General features: G+C 37.8%; 22 protein-coding genes. 19 read left to right on the plus strand and 3 right to left on the minus strand.

Features of this window, described 5'->3' with window-relative positions; translation table 11 throughout:
• Positions 1–215: 215 nt before the first annotated feature.
• The 6 genes from BN6559_RS14955 to hcp all read left to right on the plus strand — a co-directional run bounded on the left by BN6559_RS14955 (position 216) and on the right by hcp (position 6,223).
• Complete coding sequence (locus BN6559_RS14955; protein ID WP_110955468.1) at positions 216–1,439, plus strand: DUF438 domain-containing protein; 1,224 nt, start codon at positions 216–218, stop codon at positions 1,437–1,439.
• A gap of 158 nt (positions 1,440–1,597) precedes the next feature.
• A complete protein-coding gene (locus BN6559_RS14960) occupies positions 1,598–2,278 on the plus strand; it encodes a Crp/Fnr family transcriptional regulator (protein WP_110955469.1) in 681 nt (226 codons plus the stop codon).
• Positions 2,279–2,462: 184 nt separating this feature from the next.
• A complete protein-coding gene (locus BN6559_RS14965) occupies positions 2,463–3,431 on the plus strand; it encodes a DUF1858 domain-containing protein (protein WP_110955470.1) in 969 nt (322 codons plus the stop codon).
• Positions 3,428–4,087: a hypothetical protein gene (locus tag BN6559_RS14970; RefSeq protein ID WP_110955471.1), complete on the plus strand. Its 660-nt coding sequence runs from the start codon at positions 3,428–3,430 to the stop codon at positions 4,085–4,087. The genes BN6559_RS14965 and BN6559_RS14970 overlap by 4 nt, the downstream gene beginning before the upstream one ends.
• A 97-nt stretch (positions 4,088–4,184) precedes the next feature.
• A complete protein-coding gene (locus BN6559_RS14975; protein WP_110955472.1) occupies positions 4,185–4,376 on the plus strand; it encodes a ferredoxin in 192 nt (63 codons plus the stop codon).
• Positions 4,377–4,504: 128 nt separating this feature from the next.
• The gene (hcp, locus tag BN6559_RS14980; protein WP_110955473.1) at positions 4,505–6,223 is read left to right on the plus strand and encodes a hydroxylamine reductase; all 1,719 of its coding nucleotides are present in this window, start codon (positions 4,505–4,507) and stop codon (positions 6,221–6,223) included.
• A 348-nt stretch (positions 6,224–6,571) separates the two neighbouring features.
• On the opposite strand, the gene BN6559_RS14985 is transcribed toward hcp, so the two are convergent.
• Positions 6,572–7,927, minus strand: coding sequence for an MFS transporter (locus BN6559_RS14985; protein WP_110955474.1), 1,356 nt, complete (start codon positions 7,925–7,927; stop codon positions 6,572–6,574).
• 310 nt (positions 7,928–8,237) lie between these two features.
• Between BN6559_RS14985 and BN6559_RS14990 the strand changes: the two genes are divergently transcribed.
• The 5 genes from BN6559_RS14990 to BN6559_RS15010 all read left to right on the plus strand — a co-directional run bounded on the left by BN6559_RS14990 (position 8,238) and on the right by BN6559_RS15010 (position 12,841).
• The gene (locus BN6559_RS14990; RefSeq protein ID WP_110955475.1) at positions 8,238–9,065 is read left to right on the plus strand and encodes a transketolase; all 828 of its coding nucleotides are present in this window, start codon (positions 8,238–8,240) and stop codon (positions 9,063–9,065) included.
• Position 9,066: 1 nt separating this feature from the next.
• Positions 9,067–10,023 (plus strand): transketolase family protein, encoded by a 957-nt coding sequence (locus tag BN6559_RS14995; protein ID WP_110955476.1) that lies wholly within the window; start codon positions 9,067–9,069, stop codon positions 10,021–10,023.
• On the plus strand, positions 10,016–10,870 hold the full coding sequence (locus BN6559_RS15000; protein ID WP_110955477.1) for a phosphogluconate dehydrogenase C-terminal domain-containing protein: 855 nt from the start codon (positions 10,016–10,018) through the stop codon (positions 10,868–10,870). Before BN6559_RS14995 ends, BN6559_RS15000 begins: the two co-directional genes overlap by 8 nt.
• A 124-nt stretch (positions 10,871–10,994) precedes the next feature.
• Entirely contained in the window at positions 10,995–11,744 is a 750-nt protein-coding gene (locus tag BN6559_RS15005; protein WP_110955478.1) for a FadR/GntR family transcriptional regulator, read from the plus strand.
• Positions 11,745–11,869: 125 nt separating this feature from the next.
• Positions 11,870–12,841, plus strand: coding sequence for a D-2-hydroxyacid dehydrogenase (locus BN6559_RS15010; RefSeq protein WP_110955479.1), 972 nt, complete (start codon positions 11,870–11,872; stop codon positions 12,839–12,841).
• 346 nt (positions 12,842–13,187) lie between these two features.
• Here the strand turns inward: BN6559_RS15010 and BN6559_RS15015 are convergent, their stop codons facing one another.
• Positions 13,188–14,105 carry an AraC family transcriptional regulator gene (locus tag BN6559_RS15015; RefSeq protein WP_110955480.1) on the minus strand — a complete coding sequence of 306 codons (918 nt, stop codon included), beginning with the start codon at positions 14,103–14,105 and terminating at the stop codon, positions 13,188–13,190.
• 383 nt (positions 14,106–14,488) lie between these two features.
• On the opposite strand from BN6559_RS15015, the gene BN6559_RS15020 reads away from it, so the two are divergent.
• From BN6559_RS15020 to BN6559_RS15035, 4 genes are all read left to right on the plus strand, one after another.
• Entirely contained in the window at positions 14,489–14,875 is a 387-nt protein-coding gene (locus BN6559_RS15020; protein ID WP_110955481.1) for a hypothetical protein, read from the plus strand.
• A 19-nt stretch (positions 14,876–14,894) separates the two neighbouring features.
• A complete protein-coding gene (locus BN6559_RS15025; protein ID WP_199884047.1) occupies positions 14,895–15,809 on the plus strand; it encodes a dihydrodipicolinate synthase family protein in 915 nt (304 codons plus the stop codon).
• A 47-nt stretch (positions 15,810–15,856) separates the two neighbouring features.
• Positions 15,857–16,843, plus strand: coding sequence for a hydroxyacid dehydrogenase (locus BN6559_RS15030; protein WP_110955483.1), 987 nt, complete (start codon positions 15,857–15,859; stop codon positions 16,841–16,843).
• A 314-nt stretch (positions 16,844–17,157) separates the two neighbouring features.
• Positions 17,158–18,429 carry an MFS transporter gene (locus BN6559_RS15035; protein WP_199884048.1) on the plus strand — a complete coding sequence of 424 codons (1,272 nt, stop codon included), beginning with the start codon at positions 17,158–17,160 and terminating at the stop codon, positions 18,427–18,429.
• A 90-nt stretch (positions 18,430–18,519) separates the two neighbouring features.
• Here BN6559_RS15035 and BN6559_RS15040 read toward each other — a convergent pair whose 3' ends face one another.
• Complete coding sequence (locus BN6559_RS15040; RefSeq protein ID WP_110955484.1) at positions 18,520–18,708, minus strand: hypothetical protein; 189 nt, start codon at positions 18,706–18,708, stop codon at positions 18,520–18,522.
• 461 nt (positions 18,709–19,169) lie between these two features.
• Here BN6559_RS15040 and BN6559_RS15045 point away from each other — a divergent pair, with 461 nt between their 5' ends.
• The 4 genes from BN6559_RS15045 to BN6559_RS15060 are packed head-to-tail and all read left to right on the plus strand — an operon-like array spanning position 19,170 to position 23,154.
• On the plus strand, positions 19,170–21,296 hold the full coding sequence (locus BN6559_RS15045; RefSeq protein ID WP_110955485.1) for a TonB-dependent receptor: 2,127 nt from the start codon (positions 19,170–19,172) through the stop codon (positions 21,294–21,296).
• A gap of 18 nt (positions 21,297–21,314) precedes the next feature.
• On the plus strand, positions 21,315–21,929 hold the full coding sequence (locus tag BN6559_RS15050) for a MotA/TolQ/ExbB proton channel family protein (protein WP_110955486.1): 615 nt from the start codon (positions 21,315–21,317) through the stop codon (positions 21,927–21,929).
• Positions 21,919–22,323 carry an ExbD/TolR family protein gene (locus BN6559_RS15055; RefSeq protein WP_110955487.1) on the plus strand — a complete coding sequence of 135 codons (405 nt, stop codon included), beginning with the start codon at positions 21,919–21,921 and terminating at the stop codon, positions 22,321–22,323. Before BN6559_RS15050 ends, BN6559_RS15055 begins: the two co-directional genes overlap by 11 nt.
• A 9-nt stretch (positions 22,324–22,332) precedes the next feature.
• Positions 22,333–23,154, plus strand: coding sequence for a TonB family protein (locus BN6559_RS15060; RefSeq protein WP_110955488.1), 822 nt, complete (start codon positions 22,333–22,335; stop codon positions 23,152–23,154).
• Positions 23,155–23,387: the final 233 nt, after the last annotated feature.

The following is a 23,387-nucleotide window of genomic DNA, read 5'->3' on the forward strand; positions in this document are numbered from 1 at the left end:
CGGCTGAGAATTGAGATATGTAATAAAGCAGAAGATGATGTATGGTAAATATTTTATGACAATTTACAAGTTAAAAAGAAAGGAATAGAGGATCTATTTAAAATAAGTCTAATTTTTCATAAAAGTTTAGAATAAAATCCTTTAGTCAGATCCACAATAATTACGATAACTATAGTATAAGACAAAATTTTATCGTTTGGATTGAGGAGGTACATATGAGTGAATTAATTAATAATCGGGAATATCGGCAAAAAGCTTTGAAACAAATTATTTTAGAGTTGCACGAGGGAAAATCGGTACAAGATGTTAAGGCAAAATTTAATGCGATTGCAAAAGATTTGGATCCTGCAGAACTGTCACTTGTTGAACAGGGATTAATTCATGACGGTTTACCGGTGGAAGAAGTCCAGCGATTATGCGATGTGCATGCAGAGGTTTTTCGCGATGCATTGGAACAAAATCCTGCGTTATCTGCAGAACCGGGACATCCAGTGGAAATTTTTATGGCGGAAAATGAGGCTTTACAGGCGTTAATAGAGGAAGTCAAGCCGCTGATCAAGCAGCTGCAACAAGCAACAGACAGCGATGAAAAATCCATTGTTTTGCAGCTTGCTGAAAAATTAAATTTATTGTGGGATGTGGATAAGCATTATCGCCGCAAAGAAGATTTAATTTTTCCGTTTTTAGAAAAGTATGAGATTACCGGTCCGCCTAAAGTAATGTGGGGGGTGGATGACGAAATCAGAAAGCTCTTAAAAGAGGCAAAAAATATGGCAGTAAGTTATCAGCCCACAACGAAACAGAAGTTTGTAGAAAAATTAGAAGAAGCATCAAAGCAAATCGAAGAAATGATTTTCAAAGAAGAAAAAATATTTTTACCAATGGCAATGGAAACGCTTTCGGAAGATGAGTGGTATCAAGTTTTATCAGATAGTGATGAAATCGGATTTTGCTTGGTTGAACCAAAGCAAAGTTGGAAGCCGTCAAGAGTAAATGTAAATAAAGATATTGTAAATACGACTGATGAACATAAAACGGGGAATATTAAATTTGATACGGGTATTTTGTCTCCCGAAGAGATTGAGTTGATTTATCGACATCTCCCTGTGGATATTACTTATGTTGATAAACATGGGGTAGTAAAATTTTTCTCTGCCACAAAAGAAAGAATCTTTCCTCGGACGCGGACAATCATTGGTCGAAAGGTTGAAAATTGTCATCCGCCGGCAAGTGTTCATGTAGTAGAAAAGATTGTAGAAGATTTCAAAAACGGCAAAAAAGATCATGAAGACTTTTGGATTAAAATGGGGAATAAATATGTATATATTCGTTATTTCGCAGTAAAAGACAAGGCTGGAAATTTTGCTGGCGTGTTAGAGGTAACACAAGATATCAAACCGATACAAGAGATTACAGGCGAAAAGCGAATTATGGATTAACTTGATATGCTGTAATAAAAATAAAACATGGTATGACCTTTTCAGCGAGGGTCATACCATGTTTTATTTTCAAGCAGAATAAATTCATGCTTTGAAGGTACATAGAAGTTTTTTTGATATTTTGTTATAATAAAAATAATTTAGAGGAGGGTTGCACATTGAATTTTGCGTATTTGAGAAATGTTCCAGTATTTGAAGAGTTGCCGCCGGAAGACCTAGCAATCATTAATCAGGTAACCCTTGAACGGAAGTATAAAAAAAATGAAGCGATTTTTCGGGAAGGAGACGCTGGTGCAGGGTTCCATTATGTCAAAACCGGAAAAATTAAAGTGATTAAATTAGCGGCAGATGGGCGAGAACATATCATTAATATTTTGGGGCCAAGTGATATTTTTGCTGAAGTGCTGTTGTTTAATCAAGGGCCCTATCCAGCTACTGCAATTGCGATGGAAGAATCCTGTGTAGGTATGATACGTAATAGTGAATTGGAGCATGTCATTATCAATCACCCGAATGTTGCAATGAATATCATTCAGGCGATGAGTAAAAAGTTGTTGTTTATTCAGCAGAAAGTCAAGTCTTTAGCTTTTTCTGATAGTTATGCAAAGGTTGCGCAAGCAGTGGAAACTTTGGCTTATCGATATGGAAAGAAAAGTGATCTGGGGATGGAAATTGACCTTGATTTTACGCGGCAGGATGTTGCAAATCTCGCTGGCACGACAAGGGAAACCGTCAGTCGGATCTTTAGTGCAATGAAGAAAGAAAAGATTTTGGATTGGGATGAGCGAAGATTGATCATTCTTGATTTGCAGAGTTTACGTCAATATTATGAAATTTAATTCTTTGTGGATACTCTGGAACATCTTTTTTCGGAAAAGTCAGGTGCTAAAACGCTGGGGTTGCCGCATTAAAATGCGATCCCCAGTTTTTTTATTTAGCGTGATGTAGATCATAGTCGTGCAATAAAAAAAAGTGTAATATAAGATTAAAAGTTGAACAGTGTACGTGATAGGAGGAAAACGCATGTTACCTAAAGGCGCTAATTTACAAAAAATTCATAATGGAAGAAGAACATATGCAGTTACGCCGCATCTGCCTGGTGGATTTGTTAAACCGGAAGTTTTGGAGAAATATGCTTATATTGCTCGGAAATATAATGGAATCTTAAAGTTGACTTCAGCCCAGCGTATTATGATTACCGGGCTAAATGCAGAAGATATTGAATCGATCTGGGACGAACTTGGAATGAAACCAGCCATCGGTTTTGCCAACTGCGTACGCAGTGTGAAAATTTGTCCGGGTATTGCTTTCTGCAAACGTGGCAAGCAAGACAGCGTTAAATTGGGGTTGGAGCTTGATCGCAGATACATAAAAAAAGAAATGCCATCCCGGATGAAAATAGGTGTTTCGGGATGTCCAAATTCCTGCTCAGAAAGTGTGATTAAAGATATTGGGGTCGTTGGTACCGATGAAGGATGGGATGTCTATGTTGGCGGCAGTGCTGGTTCTCATCCTCGGATTGCGGATCAATTAATTACAGGCTTAACGAGTGATGATGTACTGAAAGTGGTAGATATCATTGTAAAATACTATCAAAAAAATGCCGAGATAGAACGAATCGGTCAGTTTATAGAACGGATTGGTTTTGATAAATTTAAACAGGATATTATGACAGAATTCAACAATGAAACAATCGTCGAAACCCCAGCAGCTGCTTTCATTAAGCAAGAAGCGACGCATTTACAAGCTAGCAATGATGCAGAATGCAAATTGGCCGTTGGTGATCAAATTGATGATGAGAGTATTGTTGCGGATATTATTCGCGTATATCCGCAAACGATTCCTATACTTCGTAATTTTGGGATGGGATGTCTAGGCTGTCCATCCGCTACAGGTGAAGCACTAAAAAAAGCTGCGGATATTCATGGAATCGACGTAAAAGAGTTAGTAAGTGAATTAAATAAAACGTGTCAAGAAGGAGAAAGAGCATGAGTGCATTTATTGGTCCAATTCATTATTGGTTATATGGAAAAATTAAAATCGTCAACCAAAGAGAAGCCTATATTTTTGAGAAGGCATCGGAATTATGCGGTTCTACAGCTGAGGAACTCAGAGAAACCGTATGGCAAACCTATGGTGCGCCATTACCAGATACGGAGCTTAGCGATTTAATTGATCATGATAATATTCATGGTTGGCTGCATCGGCAGATTCAACTGGCTGAATCTAGGGAAGCTGCATTTATCAAAGAATTGCTTGCAACGTGCGCTGCGCAGGATTTAATAAAGGAAAGCTTTATTCAGCATGGAAAAATGATTGGCAAGGCGGCAAAAGATGCTGGTAAGCAAGATGTAAGCAATGCATCAGGACTATATAAAATACTCAATGATTTTTACTTAAATGGAATGCCTTGTGATCAAGGTGATATGATCGTGTCCTCGACCGAGGAAGAACTTATTTGGGAGAGTGATACTTGTCTGCAAGCACCAAACTGGAAACGTGCTGGTGCGGATTCTGCCTTGATGATGGAATTTTATCAAAATTGGATACAAGCTTTTATTCATGAAGTAAATCCTGCATATAATTTTGAACGAATACAACAAGAAAATGAAAGTGTTTTTAGGTATAAAATCTACAAAATATGCTAATTTTAATAAAGTGAGCAGATAAAAATTTTCTTAGTAGTTTGATTTATGATGAACAGTTCTAAATGCTAAAGAAAATATAATTTTGGAGGAAAAGTATATGAAAGGTTTTGTTGATAAGGAAATTTGTATTGGTTGTGGGATGTGTCCGGGTATTTGTCCGGAGATTTTTGCAATGGATGATGATGATGGAAAAGCGATTGGTCTAGATAAAGAGATTACAAATGACTTGTTTGAAAGTGCGGAAGATGCAAGAGATCAATGTCCTGTTAGTGCAATAAGCTTGGAATAGACAAGAATTAAATGAACAAATGTACAAAAACAAAGAAAATATTGTGATGTGATGCCGGTCACAGGCAAGAGCCCTCCTTTCTGTTAAAATACAATCAAATGATTTTAGCAATAGGAGGGCTCTTGAATATGTCAATGTTTTGTTATCAATGTCAAGAAACTGCGAAAGGTACTGGCTGTACGATGCGTGGTGTATGCGGAAAAACTGCTGATGTAGCAAATCTTCAAGATTTACTCATTTATACCCTTAAGGGAATTTCAGTATATACAATGGAAGCACGTCAAGCTGGAATTGCAACACCAAAGGCAGATAAATTTATTATGGAAGGTTTATTTGCTACAATTACCAATGCGAATTTTGATAAAGCATATTTTGTGGGATTAATTCAAGAAGCATTGGAAATAAGAGAAGAAGTGAAAGCTGCATTAATTCAAGCTGGAAGAAAGATGGATAGTGCCGATGAAAATACAAAATCTGTATGGCAGAAATTAACTGGCTGGCTTGGTGCAAGCGGAAATGAGCAAACGCCTGCGCATGACAGTACACAATGGTTTGCAAATACGGAAGCTGCTTTTGAAGAAAAGGCTGCTGTGGTTGGTATTTTAGCAACAGAAAATGAGGATGTTCGTTCACTGCGTGAATTGCTTACCTATGGGGTGAAAGGAATGGCTGCTTATGCTGAACATGCGTTTACACTAGGCTATAAAGAAGATGCTCTTTTTGCGTTTATGCAAAAAGCACTTGCAGCTACACTTGATGATCAATTGAGTGCCGAAGAACTTACAGCACTTGTGCTAGAATGCGGTAAATATGGTGTTGATGTTATGGCTTTACTCGATAAAGCAAATACAACAACTTATGGAAATCCCGAAATTACCAAAGTGAATATCGGCGTAAGAAATAATCCTGGTATTCTAATTAGCGGTCACGATTTAAAAGATCTAGAAGAATTACTTGAACAAACAAAAGATACTGGTGTAGACGTGTATACGCATGGTGAAATGCTGCCGGCACATTATTATCCGGCATTCAAAAAGTATTCGCATTTTGCCGGCAATTACGGAAATGCTTGGTGGCTGCAAGATAAAGAATTTGCAACCTTTAATGGTCCAATTCTTATGACGACAAATTGTCTGGTGCCACCGAAGGACAGCTATAAAGATCGTGTGTATGTAACCGGTGTCGTTGGGTTCACAGGCCTTAAAAAAATTGATGAACGTAAAAATGGCAAACCAAAGGATTTTTCTGCAATCATTGCGCATGCAAAACAATGTCCACCACCTAGCAGTTTAGAAGAAGGTGAAATTGTCGGTGGTTTTGCCCACAATCAAGTATTGGCACTTGCTGATAAAGTAGTAGATGCAGTGAAAAGTGGTGCGATTAAACGTTTCTTCGTCATGGCTGGCTGTGATGGACGAATGAAGAGCAGAGATTATTATGCGGAATTTGCACAAAAATTACCGAAAGATACAGTAATCTTGACCGCAGGCTGTGCAAAATATCGTTACAATAAACTCGAATTAGGCGATATTGGCGGAATTCCTCGCGTATTAGATGCCGGACAATGTAATGACTCTTACTCCTTAGCTGTAATTGCACTAAAATTAAAAGAAGTATTTGGTCTAGAGGATGTAAATGATCTGCCAATTTCCTATAATATTGCTTGGTATGAACAAAAAGCAGTTATCGTTCTCTTAGCGTTATTGTATCTCGGTGTAAAAAATATTCATCTTGGGCCAACTTTACCTGGATTCCTATCACCAAACGTTGCAAAAGTTCTCGTTGAGAATTTTGGAATCGGCGGTATCACCACTCCAGATGAAGATATTAAAATGTTTATGAAGTAGTAAAAATTCAGTTCGATTATCATCATTGACTTAGTCTTACTTTAAAATAAGGATATTCTATAAATTATAAGGGGCTGTCGCATTGAAAATGCGGCAGCCTTTGTTCGTGCCTGGCCTTTTCCGGAAAAATACGTTCCGAAGGATGAAAAATAACCGACTTACGTTAAGAAATCCGTTTGTCTGAACGAAAGTGAGTTTACGGATTTTAGTAAGTCGGTTATTTTTCAAGTATTTTCGAGGTTTGTGGCCTAGCCTTTTTGGTCCGTTTGTGGCAATGACAAAAGGACACCTATAGGGCGCATGGCGCATTCAGAGTTTTTATAAATTGCAGTATCTATTTACGGCAATTTAATTATACGAACTATGAACGGAGCTTGTAGTATCTAAATTGTTTGGCGATTCTTCAATTGCATCAATTTTAATCAATTTCTTAGGAATTAATATCGTTAATACACCGGCTAGAATTGCAAATCCAGCTAAGACATACATGCTGTAATTGATCGATCCGGTTAAATCTTTTAAATAGCCAACCGCATAAGGTCCAACAAAGCCGCCAAGATTTCCGATAGAATTGATTAAAGCAATGCCCACGGCAGCTGTGGCTTCAGACAAAAATGAACTTGGTAAAGTCCAATAGCTTCCGGCGAATCCATAAATTCCGGCAGTACTGAATGTAATCCAAAATAGACTCCATACAATATCTTGTGTCATTGTTAAAGCAAAGAGACCAATTGCTGAAATCGCGATCGGCAAACCAATGTGATAACGGCGTTCCATGGTTTTATCCGAACTTCTGGCAACAGTAATCATTGCAATTACACCGATAAAATAAGGAATGGTTGATATTAATCCCACGCTTGTATTGGATAAAGTTTGCCCAAGTGATTTGATTAACTGCGGCATCCACATGCTGAGTCCATACATTGCGCAGACATAACCAAACCATATGATGGACAAATGCCAGACACGTCCATTTTTCAATATTTCCCACATCGAAGCATTGGTTTTTTTCTCTTTCGCTTGGCGTTCCAGTTCTAGCTGGCCAATTAGCCAAGATTTTTCTTCGGGTGTTAAAAATTTAGCCTGCTCAGGGCGGTCTACAAGATAAAATAATGTTATAATCCCAAAGGCAACTGCAGGTATACCCTCGACAATAAACATCCAGCGCCAGCCTTCAAGTCCCCAAAGTTGAACATTATCCATAATCCAAGTCGACAGTGGTGCTGTAATGATATTGTTTAGCGCCATACCGGTCATAAAGAAGGCCAGTGTTTTGCCCATATACTTGGAAGGAAACCAAAGTGTCATATATAAGATCATACCTGGATAAAAGCCGGCTTCAGCAATACCGAGCAAGACGCGCATAATGCCTAACTGTGTTGCGGTATGTATAAATCCGGTTCCAATCGTAACAAGTCCCCACGTAATTAAAATACGTGCGATCCAGACGCGACAGCCTATTTTATGCATCATTACATTACTGGGAACTTCAAAAAAGAAATACGCAATAAAAAAAATCCCGGCAATGACGCCGAAAGCTGTGGAGGATATGTTGAGTGCATGGTTCATTTCAAGGGCTGCGAAACTGATATTGACGCGGTCCATCATGGATATGATATAGAGAATAAAGAGAAAAGGGATTAACCGTAGTTGTAATTTATGAATTACCTGTTTTTCGTTAATGGAATTTTCTTTTTCTAGCATGGGATAGTCTCCTTTACTGTTGTAATAAGATTGGGAAACAAATCAAATTTTGAACGGGAGATACCAAATAGACAAAACCATCAAACATTAGACATCGGATGTTAAACTAAAGCTAGTATATTTTATCTCAAAGTGAAAGTCAATAGAATTTTTAGAATATTTCGATAAAGTTTTTAAGGAAATAGTATTGCATAGTCAGAAAATTCATGCTAATATTACATCAAACATTAAACATCAGATGTTTGGCTGATTTAAAGGATTTAAGGTCAAAAAGATTGTGAAAATAAGAGAATAGGAAGTGAGTAAATTCATGCATGCAGAAAGAAGTATAGAGGAATTGCAAGGCATCGCAAATCGAATCAGACTCGATGTGATGAAAATGGTTTATGAAGCAAAAGATGGACATCCGGGGCCCGCTTTCTCGATCACAGATATTATGACTGCATTGTATTTTAAAGAAATGCAGATTGACCCCAAGCGTCCTAGGTGGGAAGATCGGGATCGATTTATTCTATCAAAAGGTCATGCCTGTCCTGCGCTATATGCAGTATTAGCGCATTTGGGATATTTTTCAACTGATGAATTAAGCGGTTTACGAAAAACTGGTTGTATGCTGCAGGGGCATCCGGATATGAATAAAACGCCGGGAATTGATATCACATCCGGTTCTTTAGGAAATGGTTTATCTATGGCGGTGGGCATGGCAATTGCAGCCAAATATCAAAAAAAATCTTATTATACTTATGTCGCTATGGGAGATGGAGAACTGCAAGAAGGTTTGGTATGGGAAGCTGCAATGTGTGCGAGCAGATATAAATTAAATAATCTGATTGCTTTTATTGATCATAATGGCTGGCAAAGTGGCGGCAGCTTAGAAGAAGTAAGTGGAATATTACCAATTTTGCCGAAATGGCAAGCGTTTAACTGGGATTGTCAGGTGATCGATGGACATGATTTTTCGCAAATTCTGCAAGCGATTGAAAAAGCGAAACAAAGTACAGAGAAGCCATCTATGATTATTGCAAAGACGATCAAAGGCAAGGGACTGTCGTTTATGGAAAATGATAATTCCTGGCATAAAAGAGTGCCTACAGATGAGCAGATGTCAGAAGCGATCAAGGTATTGGGGGGACAATAATATGGCTGAATATAAAGGAACCAGAGAGGCTTTCACACGGGCAATAGAAGATTTGGCAAAAGAGAGTGAAAAAGTAGTATTTGTTTCGGCGGATTCGCTTAAGGCGATGCGTGCAACTTCCTTTGCGGATACATATCCGGAGCGCTATATTGAAGTCGGAATTGCAGAACAAAATGCAGTCGGTGTATCAGCGGGATTAGCAAGTGCCGGACTTATGCCTTTTATCGGTACGTATGCAGGATTTCTTACGATGCGCGCTTGCGAACAAGTTCGTACTTTCGTTGCTTATCCGAATTTGAATGTAAAAATAGTTGGGATAAATGGCGGTATCTTTACCGGAGAAAAAGAAGGGGTAACGCATCAATTTTTTGAAGATCTTGCGATTATGCGATCTATTCCGAATATTACAGTTCTAGTTCCGGCAGATGCGCATCAAATGTATCATGCGATTAAGGCGGCAGCGAAGATTGATGGCCCAGTATATATTCGTGGCGGCAGTGGACGTGAGCATACGGTATATGATGCAGAAACGCCATTTGAAGTCGGCAAAATTCGCGTGTTAAAAAAATATGGTAATGATGTTGCTTTATTTGCTAATGGATTTATTTTAAATCGGGCGATAGAAGCTGCACGCATTTTGCATGAAGAAGATATCAATGTGACTTTAGTTGATGTACCAACCTTAAAACCTTTAGATGAAAAGGGGATTGCCAAAGTTTTAGAAGATTGTAAAACAGCTGTTACCGTAGAGGATCATAATGTGATTGGCGGTTTGGCTGATGCGATCTCAAAAGTCAGCAGTACATATTATCCTGCATTGATTGAAAGAGTGGGGCTGCAGGATATCTTCCCTAGCAGTGGCGGTGCCGAAGAAATTTTAGATCAATATGGTATGTCTGTACAAGATATCGTTTGTGCTGTTAAAAAAATGAAGGAAAAGAGGCTAAAACATGTGTGAAAAAATTGTAGTAAGTGTAATTGGTGCAGGCGGAAAAATGGGAACACGGGTGAGTAATAATTTAGCGAAACATGCAACGGAGATTACAATGCATTTATGTGAAAACTCTCCGCAAGGTGTGAAGGGCATTCAAGAACGCGGTTTTTCTGTTACGGATAGTAAGGAAGCTGTACCAAAGAGTGATGTCATTATTTTAGCTGTTCCAGATACCTTGATTCAGGTAGTTTCAAAAGATATTGTCGAATTAATGACACCAAATACTACGTTAATGATTTTGGATCCAGCGGCTGCAGTCGCGAAAGAATTGGCTTTGCGCGATGATTGTACATTTGTTGTGGTGCATCCATGCCATCCATCTTATTTTCTCGATCAAGATACACCGGAAGCACGACAGGATTATTTTGGCGGAGTTGCAGGAAAACAAGATATCGTTATGGCAAAAATCCAAGGCGATGATGACAATTTTGCCAAAGCGAGAAAAATTGGTGAGATTATGTTTGCACCAGTCCTGCATAGTTATGTGATGAGTGTCAGAGACATAGCTTTTTTAGAACCGACACTTGTGGAAATTTTAGGTGCTACGACACTTTATGCTATGGCTGAAACAGTAAAAGAGGCAGAACGGCGTGGAATACCTAGGGCGGCTGCAGAATCCTTCCTTTCGGGTCATATCTATAATTTAAGTGCAAATTTCTTAGGAAAATTAAATGCAAAAGTATCGGATGCCTGTATGGTGGCAATTGAACTAGGAAATCAGTTGGTGCTTCGAGAAGATTGGAAGAAAATTTGGGAAGATGATGTTTTGGATGCAAGTATTCAAGCGATGTTACATCCAAATAAAAAGTAGAAAAGTTTGCAGTGTTTTTTCTCGTTGCGTGTGTTTCCTTACGCTTGATTCATTGCATGCAAAAAATGTTGATGTTATAATGAACTATTAGGTATGCAGAAAATTTGGTAAGGGAGCATTGTCTATGGAAGAAAAGGATAGAAAGGGAAATTTGGCAAGCATATTTGAACCAAAGGAACGGGAGTCTTCCGTAAATTATGTGATCAATAACATAAAAGATTCATTATTGGCACAGCAAATTATGCCGGGCGAGAAACTGCCTTCGGAAATGGAACTGGCGAAACTCTTATCAGTTAGCAGAGGTTCTATTCGTGAGGCTATGAAAATTTTAGCAGCCTTTGGCATTATAGAAATAAAACGCGGAGATGGAACGTATGTAACAAAAGACTTCGAGGGGAAGGTTATTTTTGATCCTTTATTATTCAGTTTTATTTTATCGCAGCCGGCATTCGAGGAGTTAAAAGAACTTAGACTTATGCTGGAAAAGTATATTGTTCGCCTTGCGATACGCAATCAAACCGAGCAAGATATTGCAGTATTAAAGGAATGTAACCTTGAATTAAGAAGCTTGAAACATGCACAGGAAAACATGAGTGAGGAAGATCTCAATGCGTTATTGGAATGTGATTTAAAGTTTCACTATATTCTCGCGAAAATAGCAAAAAATAGGTTGATTGAGAAAATTTACTTATTTGTTTTAGAGTATTTTAAACCATATATTAAAGAGAGTATGAAAAATCAAATTTATTTTACCTTTACTTCCAGTTCATCGCATGAAAAAATATTGGCTGCGATGGAGAAAGATGATCGTGCGCTGGCTGAATTAGCCGTAGAGGCTTCTATTGAGGATTGGGGAAAACTCATGTTCAAATAGGGCAAATAAAAATTGCTTACTACTTATGACAGAGTGTTTACTTTAACGTAAGTAGTAAGCTGAACAAAAAATTTGTAGAAACATTATTTATCTGAATATTCTATTATATTAAAAGGAGGAGTAAGATGAAAGCGGTTGTTTTGGATGGATATGCATTGAATCCGGGGGATTTGTCATGGGGGACACTGGAAGCATTATGTGAAACCGTTGTGTATGAACGAACAGCATATGATACCACAAATTTAGAGCTGATTACCCAAAGAATCGGGGATGCTGAGGTCGTGTACACCAATAAAACGCCTTTGCCTAAAGCGGTGATTGATGCAGCACCAAACCTTAAGTTTATTGGTGTTTTGGCAACTGGATACAATGTTGTAGATGTAGAAGCGGCAAAGGCAAAAAATATTGCAGTTACCAATATTCCTACATATGGAACAGATTCAGTAGCACAGATGGCGATTGCTTTGTTATTGGAAATGTGTCACCATGTCGGAGAACATAATCGTGCTGTGCATAAAGGTGACTGGGAACATAATGCAGATTGGTGTTTTTGGAATTATCCGTTGATTGAGCTAGCTGGAAAGACGATTGGCATTGTTGGCTTTGGGCGAATTGGTCAAGCTGTAGGCAGAATTGCACAAGCTTTAGGGATGAAAGTACTGGCATTTGATAAGCACAAAATTGCAGAGCTAGAAAGTGCTGTACTGCAGTATGCAGACCTGGATGAGATTTTTAAATCAGCAGATGTGATTAGCTTACATTGTCCGTTATTTGAAGAAACGAAAGGTATGATCAATCGCACCAATATTAGTAAAATGAAGGATGGTGTAATGATTATCAATAATTCACGCGGCCCGTTGATTGTCGAAGCTGATTTAGCTGAAGCGCTGAAAAGCGGCAAAGTAGCAATGGCGGCTTTGGATGTCGTATCGACAGAACCGATCCAAGGCGACAATCCATTGCTTGGATTAAAAAATTGCATCATCACACCGCATATTTCTTGGGCACCGAAAGAATCAAGGCAAAGACTTATGGATATAGCCGTTGATAATTTAAAGAGTTTTATTGCTGGTTCACCAAAAAATCTAGTACGTTAAAAGAAAATGACCGACTTACAACAATCCGTGAACGCACTTCGCGTAAATAAAAACGGATTTGTAAATGTAAGTCGGTCTTTTTTTTATACGGAACATATTTTCTAAAAAGCAGCTAGAATGTGGACAAAATAAATATTTAAACCTAATATTAGAAAATAACTAAACCCATCCCAATTATAAACTAGTACGAAGATAGGTTGCTGGTAGGTGAGAAGTGCTCAGATGCTAGGCGCAAAAAAGGGGATGCAAAGGAGTCGTACTTGTGTACGTCGACGAGTATCCCCTTTCTGCAACGACGCAGATGAGTGCTTATCGCCTACCAGCGGCCTGTCTGTCCATAGACTATTTACAATTTGGCATGTGATGATTCCGGTTTCCTTTTTAATGGAATTTCGTATTCACCGGAAGGCGTATAGGCACTATTTACGATATTTAGGCTGGTATCTAGTTTCATTTTTGTGCGATCAAGATATGCCTTGGGTGTGATTCCGATGATTTGTTTGAATATACGGCTGAAATAATGAATGTTTTCGAAGCCTAATTTTTCTGAAATTTGTGTAATCTTTAAATCAGTTGAGATGAGCAAGGATTTTGCCATCGCAATTTTTTTTGCATGAATGTATTTAATAGGCGCGATTCCCATGCAATTTTTAAAATACGTAGAAAAATAGTTCTCAGTATAATTGCAGAGTTTTGCTAATTCTTTAATTCGTAAAGGTTCGTTGATGTGCTCGTTGATATAATTGATTGCCGGCATAATCGTTTGTATTTGCGGATAATTTTTGTACCGAATTGAAGTGGTTATATATTCTGTTGGTGTGATAGCTTCTTGCGTTTCTTGTGAAGCACGCAAAATATAAAGCAGAACTTCGGTCATTTTAGCATTGATGATATCTTGATAAAAACTTTGTGATTGGATACCTTCATGAAACATTTCTTTGATTTGAAAGTCAATGTAATCATTCACTTTATGTTTGAATGGCCCTTGAATAGATTTGAGTTTTTCAGAAAGCTCTTCGCAGCATTGGAATTTTATATCAAAACTTAGAAATTCATCAATACCGTATATTTCATGCGGTGTTTCCGGAGGAATCATAATAAGGCTTTTGGCAGTTGCGATACATTCCGTTTGATCTATAACAACTTTCGCTGTGCCACTTAAACCGTAAATATAATGAAAAAAAGTATGTGTATGGCGTTCGATATAATCGAGTTTGGATTTCTTTTGCTTTACAATACGATGGACAATAATAGTTTGTAGCATAGTAGACACCTTCCTCACACTAAAGTCATGAGAGAACTGATATAATTTTAATTCTAATGTATTTAGTCAGAAGTTTCAAGAAAGGGGGCAATTTTTGTCGAAAATAAAAAGAATAGATATAAAATTGCGAATTTTTGTGTAAATACAACTTCAAGAGGATCAAATATAATTAATTTGTACAGAAAATACAGAATATATGAATTTAAAAAGGTGAGGGGAAGAATCTGTAGCTGATTTAGATCATGTAAAATTGTTTTCGTATTTAGCATTTAAAAATAGAAAGAAAAGATACAATATTTCGAATTTTTGTGCAAATACAAACAACTGTAATTGCAATATAATGAAGTTGCAAAAAGATATTATGGATGAGGGAGGATTTGGTTATGAGAATTATTGAAAGAGAAGCGATTTATAAAAATATGCTTCCAGGAAGAATTATTCAAGGCGCGGTAGGCAAGAATTCTGCGCTCGACAGCAAAAAAATGACAGTTTCTTTTGCTACGTATTCTGCAGAAAGCGGGCCTATGGAGCCACATAATCATGCGGAAGAAACCGTGGTCGTTCTTGATTGTAAGAATGGTTGGGTAAGAAGAGGCCCATCCAAAGAGAATTTAAATGAAAAACATATGCTTCAAAAAGGTACTGTTATGTATTTTGATGAACTCGAATGGCATGTATTTGAATATGGTGAGGGCGGCTATATTGATGCACTGTGCATTTATGGTCAAGTAGATAATATTCGTCCGGAAGAAATTAAAGCACAAAAATAATGGTTGAGGAGAGATGAAGATGGCAAAGGAAATTATCGGTGTAATTCCACCAATTATCACACCAGTAGATGAGAAGGAAAATGTGGATGAAAAGGGATTACGATTATTAATTCGCAGATGTATTGACACAGGAATTCATGGTATTTTCGTAGCAGGCTCCAATGGAGAAACGATGGCGCTTACACAAAAGGAAAGAAATCGTGCGATTAAAATTACCTTAGATGAAACAAAAGACGCAGTACCTGTCCTTAGTGGTGTAATGGATGCAAGTACAAGACGTGTAATTGAAAACATTAAAGAATTAGAACAAATGGGTGGTAAAGTTGCTGTTGTAACTCCTGTTTTCTATGCACGTCATGCAACGCAGGATGAAACAATCCGTCATTTTGAAGAAATTGCACGTCATACGGAAATCGATTTGATGATTTATAATATTCCACCTTTTACGGGGCAAACGCTTACCCCACAAACGATCTTTAAGATTGCTGAAATTGATAAAGTAATTGGCTATAAAGATACAACTGGGCGTCTACCGGATTTCCTTGCTTGTTTAGATCATTTTAAAGGCACAGATTTCGTTTTGCATCAAGGTGCTACGAATTTGGCTGCAGTCAGTCTTTTGATGGGAGCAGATGGTTATATTCCATCTATGGCACCACTGTATCCAAAACCTTTCATTAAACTTTTTGAATATGGTCAAAAAGGCGATGTAGAAAAAACGAAGTATTATGATCAAATCGTTGGTATGACTTCCGCAATTTGGCCAATGGCAAAAAGTCAAACAGCATCAACAAAATATGCATTGAGTAAATTAGGATTCCATCATCGTGTAGTTCAGCCATCGGAACCGATCACCGAGGATCAGATGAAAGCAATTGACAGCAAAATAGCGGAAATTGAGACTTATTTAGCTGCGCAAAATCTGCTTGATTAAAAGTAATAAGAAGATAATTCAGTAGAGAAAGAAGGTTTGAAGATACAATGGCAAAAACAGTGCTAATGTCACATGCTTTATATGAGACGGGCATGGCTGTACTAAAAGAAAATGCCGAAGTTATTGTTGCTAACAACAGTGATATGCAGGCGGTTTTAGATGATTTAAAAAAAGCGGATGGCCTTATCCTCCGTGTTGGAAAAATCACACGTGAAATTATGGAAGCATGTCCGAATCTTAAGGTAATTGCCCGCCCTGGTGTCGGCGTAGATAATGTAGATATGAAGGCGGCTACAGAACTTGGCATTCCAGTAGTCATTGCACCGGGAACGAATAAACGATCCGTTGCTGAACATGCTGTTGGGATGGCGTATGCGATCACGAAAAATATTGTAGAAAGCCACACGGAAACAAGCAAAGGAAATTTTAACATACGCAATAAATATATGGCAATTGAACTTGAACGGCATCATGTGGGGATTGTAGGTTTTGGTAACATCGGCAGAGAGACAGCAAAAATATTTGCTAATAATGAAATGCAGGTGCACGTCTATGATCCGTTTGTAGCGAAAGAAGTCGTTGAGGAAGAATATCACTACGTTTATCATGCAGATTTGGCAGATTTACTGAAAGTATGTGATGTGATATCTCTGCATATGCCTTCCTTGCCGGAAACACGCAATATGCTGAACACTGAACGCTTTGCTCAGATGAAAGACGGTATTTTTATTGTAAATTGCGCACGTGGCGATATCATTGACGAAGATGCTTTATATGACGCTTTAAAGAGTGGCAAAGTGGCTGGTGCAGCAGTAGATGTTTTATGCTCCGAACCTATGGATACATCCAGTAAACTCTTTAGTTTACCTAATTTCATCGCTACACCGCATATGGCTGCACTTACACAAGAGAGTGCGGATCGTACCTCTAGATTGACAGTAGAGGGTACTTTAGCCGTACTGCGAGGCGAAAAATGGGATAAAGTAGCGAATAAAGAAGTGTATCAGCATAAACGCTGGCAAGAAAATAAGTGATTAGAATAAAAAAGATCTCCCATTGAACAGGAAAATGGCTTTATCGCCAAAATCATGCAATAGGAGACAAGTAAAAACGAATAATTAAAGTTTAGCATAAAAGAGAAAAAAATACTATATAGAAATGCGATAAATAGGCTTTTGCTCGAGCGCTTTTGTAATCGAGTGTGTGACGGGCGCGTAAGTCTTTGGTTTGACTGCGGTTTAGGCGGCGCACAAATACCACCGCCTAGCGTAAGTCACTAGCAATAAAATTGAAGTTTGAATTGTGAGAATAATTTAAATTTTATATTAAAGTTAAGGGAGATGAGATAGTGGATCAGGAAGTAAAAATTCCGAATAAAAGATGGATGTATATTATACCTGCTACAATTATATTGTATATCATGACTTTTATGGATCGGATGAATATAAGTTTTGCCATTGCCGGGGGAATGCGTGAGGAACTTGGGCTGAGTATGACAATCGCCGGCCTGGCAGCAGGAATTTTCTTTATTGGTTATATATTTTTGCAAATTCCGGGCGGTTATATTGCGGAAAATAAAAGCGCCAAACATTTTATTACGTTTACGATTATTGGTTGGGGTACGCTGACAATCATCAATGGATTTGTCACAGAGGAATGGGAATTACTTGTTATTCGATTCCTATTAGGCTTTGTAGAAGGTGGCGTTTACCCTGCCATACTTGTTATCTTAGGAAATTGGTTCCCGGAAAATGAAATTGGTCGAGCAAATGCAATGTTTATGACGAGTACTTCGCTTGCTGCAATTATTACAAATCCTGTTTCTGGATGGATCGTAGAGAACTATCATTGGCAATGGTTATTTTGGGGTGAAGGGGTCGTATCTTTACTTTTGATTTTCATCTGGCTGCCATTGATTGAAGATACACCGGAAAAAGCAAAATGGTTATCTGATGAAGAAAAAAATTATTTAGTTTCTACGTTGAAGAAAGAAAAAGAGCTTGCTGTTGAGGAAATGAAGAAAAATCATGTAAAAGTATCTTGGAAAGAGCTGCTGTTAGACAAAAATATGTGGCTGCTTATCCTAATCTTCAACTGCGGCATGATTGGTGCATATGGATTTAATCTCTGGCTGCCAACCATTTTGAAAAACCTTACGAAGATGGGGATGACAAATGTCGGATTACTCAGTGTTCTGCCATATATAACTTCAATTATTGGTTTGTATGTGATCGGATACTTTTCTGATAAAACACAAAATCGTAAATTGTTTACAGCACTGCCGCTCGTTTGCTTTGGGGTGGGGTTATGGTTGTCCACGATATTTTCTGATAATACTTGGGTATCTTTTTTTATCATCATCATGACGGGTACCTTTATAAAGTCGATGCCGTCTTCTTTCTGGACGATGGTGCCAATGTTGTTCCCGCCGGGGTCAATTGGCGCGATCAGAGGCTTTATTAATGCACTTGGAAACTTGGGCAGTTTTGCCGGGCCATATATGGTTGGACTGATCACGAGTACGTATGGAATTCAGTATGGCTTATACAGTCTAGTCGGCTTTTTATTCTTGGGTGCCTTTTTGGTTATTTTTCTACCGGCAAAAACAGCGGGAAAATAATTGGAGTCTAAGGGAACTGTATCTGAAATTTAGAAACAAAAAAGAGATTTTCGCAGTTAAACGCGAAAATCTCTTTTTTATAAAGCGACGCTAGATGAGAGAGCCTCTATCATACGTGTAATCAAATTCGACAGAGGAAATGTTATTGGACACGATAGGATCTCTCACTGGATCGGGTAATAAAGTATAATCTTTTGCAGAGTAGGCCTTATAGCGCCGCGGTTTTTGCAGAAAATATCCTCTATCATTCGGCCCATATCCAATTTTAGATTTTTTCATCGTCACAAAACCTCCTTTGAAATGATGGTGCTGTATGACATAGCTTAGTGTTCCAATTATTGTGAAATGTATTTATAGTTTTGTTGTATTTATACAAGTGTAAGTAAAAAACAGGTGGTGAAGAGATAATAAAAAAAGATATTGACAATCATTATCAATTATAATATATTATAAGCAAGAATGATGTTGAGCTTAAAAGAATAAAGCATTGCTTTTCCTAGAATATTTAAAGCGTTTTATATTTTAGTGCAGAGCGCAAGAAAGAAAGCCAGGAGCTTCATTATGTAAAATTATTGCATAGGAGGCTCTTTTTTTATTGGAAAAATTAAGAAATAGGAGTGTGATTGAGGGGGTTATATTAAATTCATAAAGAATTTTGACATCACAAGCTTAAAATGTTAACATCGATAATGATACTGATAATCATTATCGATGATTTAAAATTATATTAGGAGGTATTTATGTATAATAAGGTATCAAGGAAGAAAATTTTGTGTTCTGCGCTTTCTATTGGGGTGCTATTGGGGAGTTATGGTGGTGCATCAATCGTGTATGCGGAGTCTGCACCGGAGCCTAAAGCTGAATCTGCGATTGAATTGGAAGATTCTTATGTTCATCCGGATTATGTCGAAGTCGAACGATTAAGGGACACGAAACAGATTATCGTTATCAGAAAAGAGGATATTGAGGGTAAGGGGTATAGGACTGTTTCAGATGTATTGCAAGACGTGCCTAGTATTAGTGTTGGCGCAACTTTTATGGGAGATATTGATATTCGAGGACAAGGCGATGGTCAGGCTACAAGAAATATTCAAGTACTGTTGGATGGTTCTCCTATTACTACAATATCAGATCATCCAGCAAGAACAAATTATGATGTAGTTCCAATAGAGCAAATCGAAAAGATCGAAATTATTCCTGGTGGTGGATCTGTACTGTATGGTTCAGGTGCCGCTGGCGGTGTAATTAATATCACAACGAATCTGCGTAGTATGGATAAACCGAAAAGTTCAATTTCTACAGAATGGAATTCAGATGGTTATCGGCTTAATCTAAATTACGGAGAAAAAGTTAACGATAAAATAACGACAGAAATTGGCTACTCGAAGTTGGATCGAGATTTATATTTTAAAAATACCTATAGAGATAGTGAATATCTTTCTGTAGGAGTTCGATATGATGTTGGACAAGGTGAACGTCTGACCTTTAGGGGAAGCAATTTGAAAGAAACAGGTCGATTTGTCAACAGCGTGCAATTGGATAAGTTGAATGAAGTAGGAAGGGATTATGAACCAGCGGAGTTTACCCAAATTGTTGGAATAGATGAAAATGGACAACTGATAAAAGAAACGAGAAAAAGATATTTAGATAGTGAGCGAGATTTAGATTCCTATAACATCACCTATCAAAAAAATTTGAATGATAAATGGAGATTTAGCAGTGATCTTTTTTATACGAGTGGATTTTATAGAAATTCTTGGTTTGACTATGTCAAAGTTGATCAAGAGACAAAAGGTGTAAAATTCAAGTTAGATCATGCTTATGGTGAAGAGAATAATTTGTTGATTGGGATAGATTATTACAAGCAAAAAGCAGAAAATACATATGATAGTCGTAGTGATGTAGGAGGCGTTGTTAAAGTTAAGCCAATAAGAATAAATTATGGAACCAATACAACTGCCCTTTATTTATTAAATAATATAAAAAATGGAAAGTATACTTTCACACAAGGGGTACGACGTGAGAAAAGCGAATTAGATTTTGATAAAATTGAGGCTCAGTTTGCAGGGGATGGGACTAAAAAACAATGGAATACAGCGGCAGAACTTTCTACGGCATATCATTACAGTGATACAGGACGAGTTTTTGGGAGATGGGAACGAGGATATACTGCTCTACATGGTCCAGAAGTAGCAGATAAAGTAACTGTTAATGGGAAAAAGATACTTGTTCCGACGCAAGCAGAAAATGAAAAATTTGATCTTTTTGAAATCGGGTTACGAGATAAGATGGGGATATCCACAGTGAATTTAACGTTATTTAGCTCTAATACAGATAATCAGGTCTCCCGAGTAAATATTGATAAGAATACCATCAATATGTATCAAAGTAAACGTAAAGGGGCAGAACTTTCTTTCACACAAAAAATTGGTAAACTATCTATGGAAGAAGGATATGCATACTTACGAGGAAGGAAGAATTATACTGCTGCTGGACGTGAACTTGCAAACAAATATGGTGAAAAGATGTTGGCATTGACCCAAGATGGACTTATGAAAGTTCCTAAACATAAAATAAACTTGAATGCAAATTATGCATTTGACGATCAATTCAGTATGGGATTGAACTATACTTATGTTGGAAAATACAATAATTTTACAAGAGTTGTGGATAGAGATGACGCTGGTTTGATGCAATCTCATTCTTTACTCGATTTAGACTTAAAGTATAAAGTAAATAAAGATATGGAATGGTACGGTGGCGTCACAAACCTCCTCAATCGGCGATATTATGACTATGGATATAAAGCTTCAATTGTTCCAGGTTCCGCTCGTACTTATTATTTCGGTGTAAAACATAATTTTTAAGGAAAGTAGAGATTGAAAATGGAAATTATTACTTTATTTCATAAGGGCGGCTTGGTCATGTATCCAATCGTATTGGCTTCGGTGATTACCGTGATGATAACGATCGAAAGATATTTATATTATAAGAAATCAAAAAGCAATGTAGAGTTGCTCGCGGCGGAATTGCCGGAAAAACTTATGCAAAAAGATTTTAAGGGTGCGGAACAAATCTGTCAGAATGCGGGTGGTATCGCGGCGACGGTTTTGCTGCATGCGCTAAAAAACATTAAGTATCCGGGAAAACAACGTGATATTTTGGAAGGTACAGCGAATCGTGCGGCTTCTATATTGCGACAATATTTGAGTTATTTAAGTGTGATTGTTACGATGTCACCGTTGCTTGGGCTTTTAGGTACGGTAACAGGGATGATTCAATCTTTTAGTGTACTTGCTATTTCGGAGGGACAACCTTTTGCAATTACGGGCGGTGTCGGAGAGGCTTTGATTGCAACGGCAACGGGACTTTTAGTGGCAATTTTTGCTCTAACGCTGCATACGTATTTGTCGCATAAAGCCAATGCTTTGATTGCCGATATTGAATATACTTCAACGATTTATTTGACTGCGATTCATGGAGGAAAAGATGAAAATTAGGTCTTTGCAATCCGAAGAACAGCCCGCTTTAATGATTATCCCGATGATTGACATCATTTTTTTCCTTTTGGTCTTTTTTATGATGAGTATGCTGTCCATGGTAGAGCAAAAAAGTATTGCTTTAACTTTGCCGGCAGCCGAATCTGCACAGGTCAATACAGCGAAAACAATTCCAATCACAATTACGAAAGAGGGACAGGTTTATTGGGAACGTGATGCGATTTCGATCAATGAACTGGAAAAGAAACTGGTTCTTGAGAAACGGGAAAATAAAGAAGTCAGTGTTATTCTAAGAGGTGATGAGGCTTCTTCTTATGGTAAAATCGTCCGTGTTATGGATACGGTTAAAAAGGTTGGAATCGCAAAAGTATCTATAGCCACGGACAGTCAATAGGTGATTGTAATGTATAAAAGAGAACCTTGGAAAAAATATTTTTCCGCATCGTTAGGCGTTCATGGTATCTTTGTTGTATTGATTCTTTTGGCTGATTTGCATTTTCCAATGGATAAAATAGTACCTGCCAGTGCATTAAGTGTAGAATTTGTTGACAGCAAGGATGCAGGGCAAAGCGGTGGTGGCGGAGGAGATGCAGGCGCAAGTTTTGGCGAAAATACAGTACCGATTGCAGCGCCGCAAACAAGTAAGAGTATGCCATTGCAAGAGAAAGAATTTTCTATGCAAAATACCAATCCTTTGGAGGGTGAACAGGAAACTCTGCAAGAGGATGTTGGGCAATCAGCGCAATTCACTGAAAAACAGTCAACTAGTAATCAACGCACAGCCGCGTCTGGAAATACGGATACAAGTGCGAGCAGTGGAAATGGCGGAGAAAATAGCAGTGGCAATGACGGCAATAGCGGTACCGGAAGCGGCAGTGGAGAGGGAATTTTTGATGGCGGAGGATTTTCTGCCAATGGAGATGGTACGTATACCGCATTAAGTGCGGATGGAATCTCTTACAGGATTCTTCAGGATGCCGAAGCTGCTTATCCGGATGAGGCTCGTTCTATTGGTTATAGTCGTAAAGTCAGTGTACAAGCTAAAATTTTGGTTGGCTTAGACGGCGGCGTGGAGCAGGTGGAAATATTGAATTCTGCACCTAATCTTGGTTTTAGAGAATCGGCAGTACGAGCTTTACGTAATATGCAGTTTGCACCGATTTATTATAAAAATCACAATATTAAGATGTATTTTATTAAAACGATTCATTTTCAACCGCAATAAAATACATAGAATCTTAAATGCTGTATAAGCAAAGAAAGCTCTAATTGAGCTACAGTGGCAGTAGAGTTTTCTTTAAAATATTATGAATTTAGAAGAAACAAAAACTTAAAATAGATATTGACAAATATAACATATAGGATTAATATGTATTATACAAAGAAGTTGTATATTCTAAATGCATGTATGCGGTTGACTAGAAAACTAGAGACCAATTCCTTTAAAAGGAAAGGTCT

This window comes from Massilibacillus massiliensis (assembly GCF_900086705.1).
GTDB lineage: Bacteria > Bacillota > Negativicutes > FLKF01 > FLKF01 > Massilibacillus > Massilibacillus massiliensis.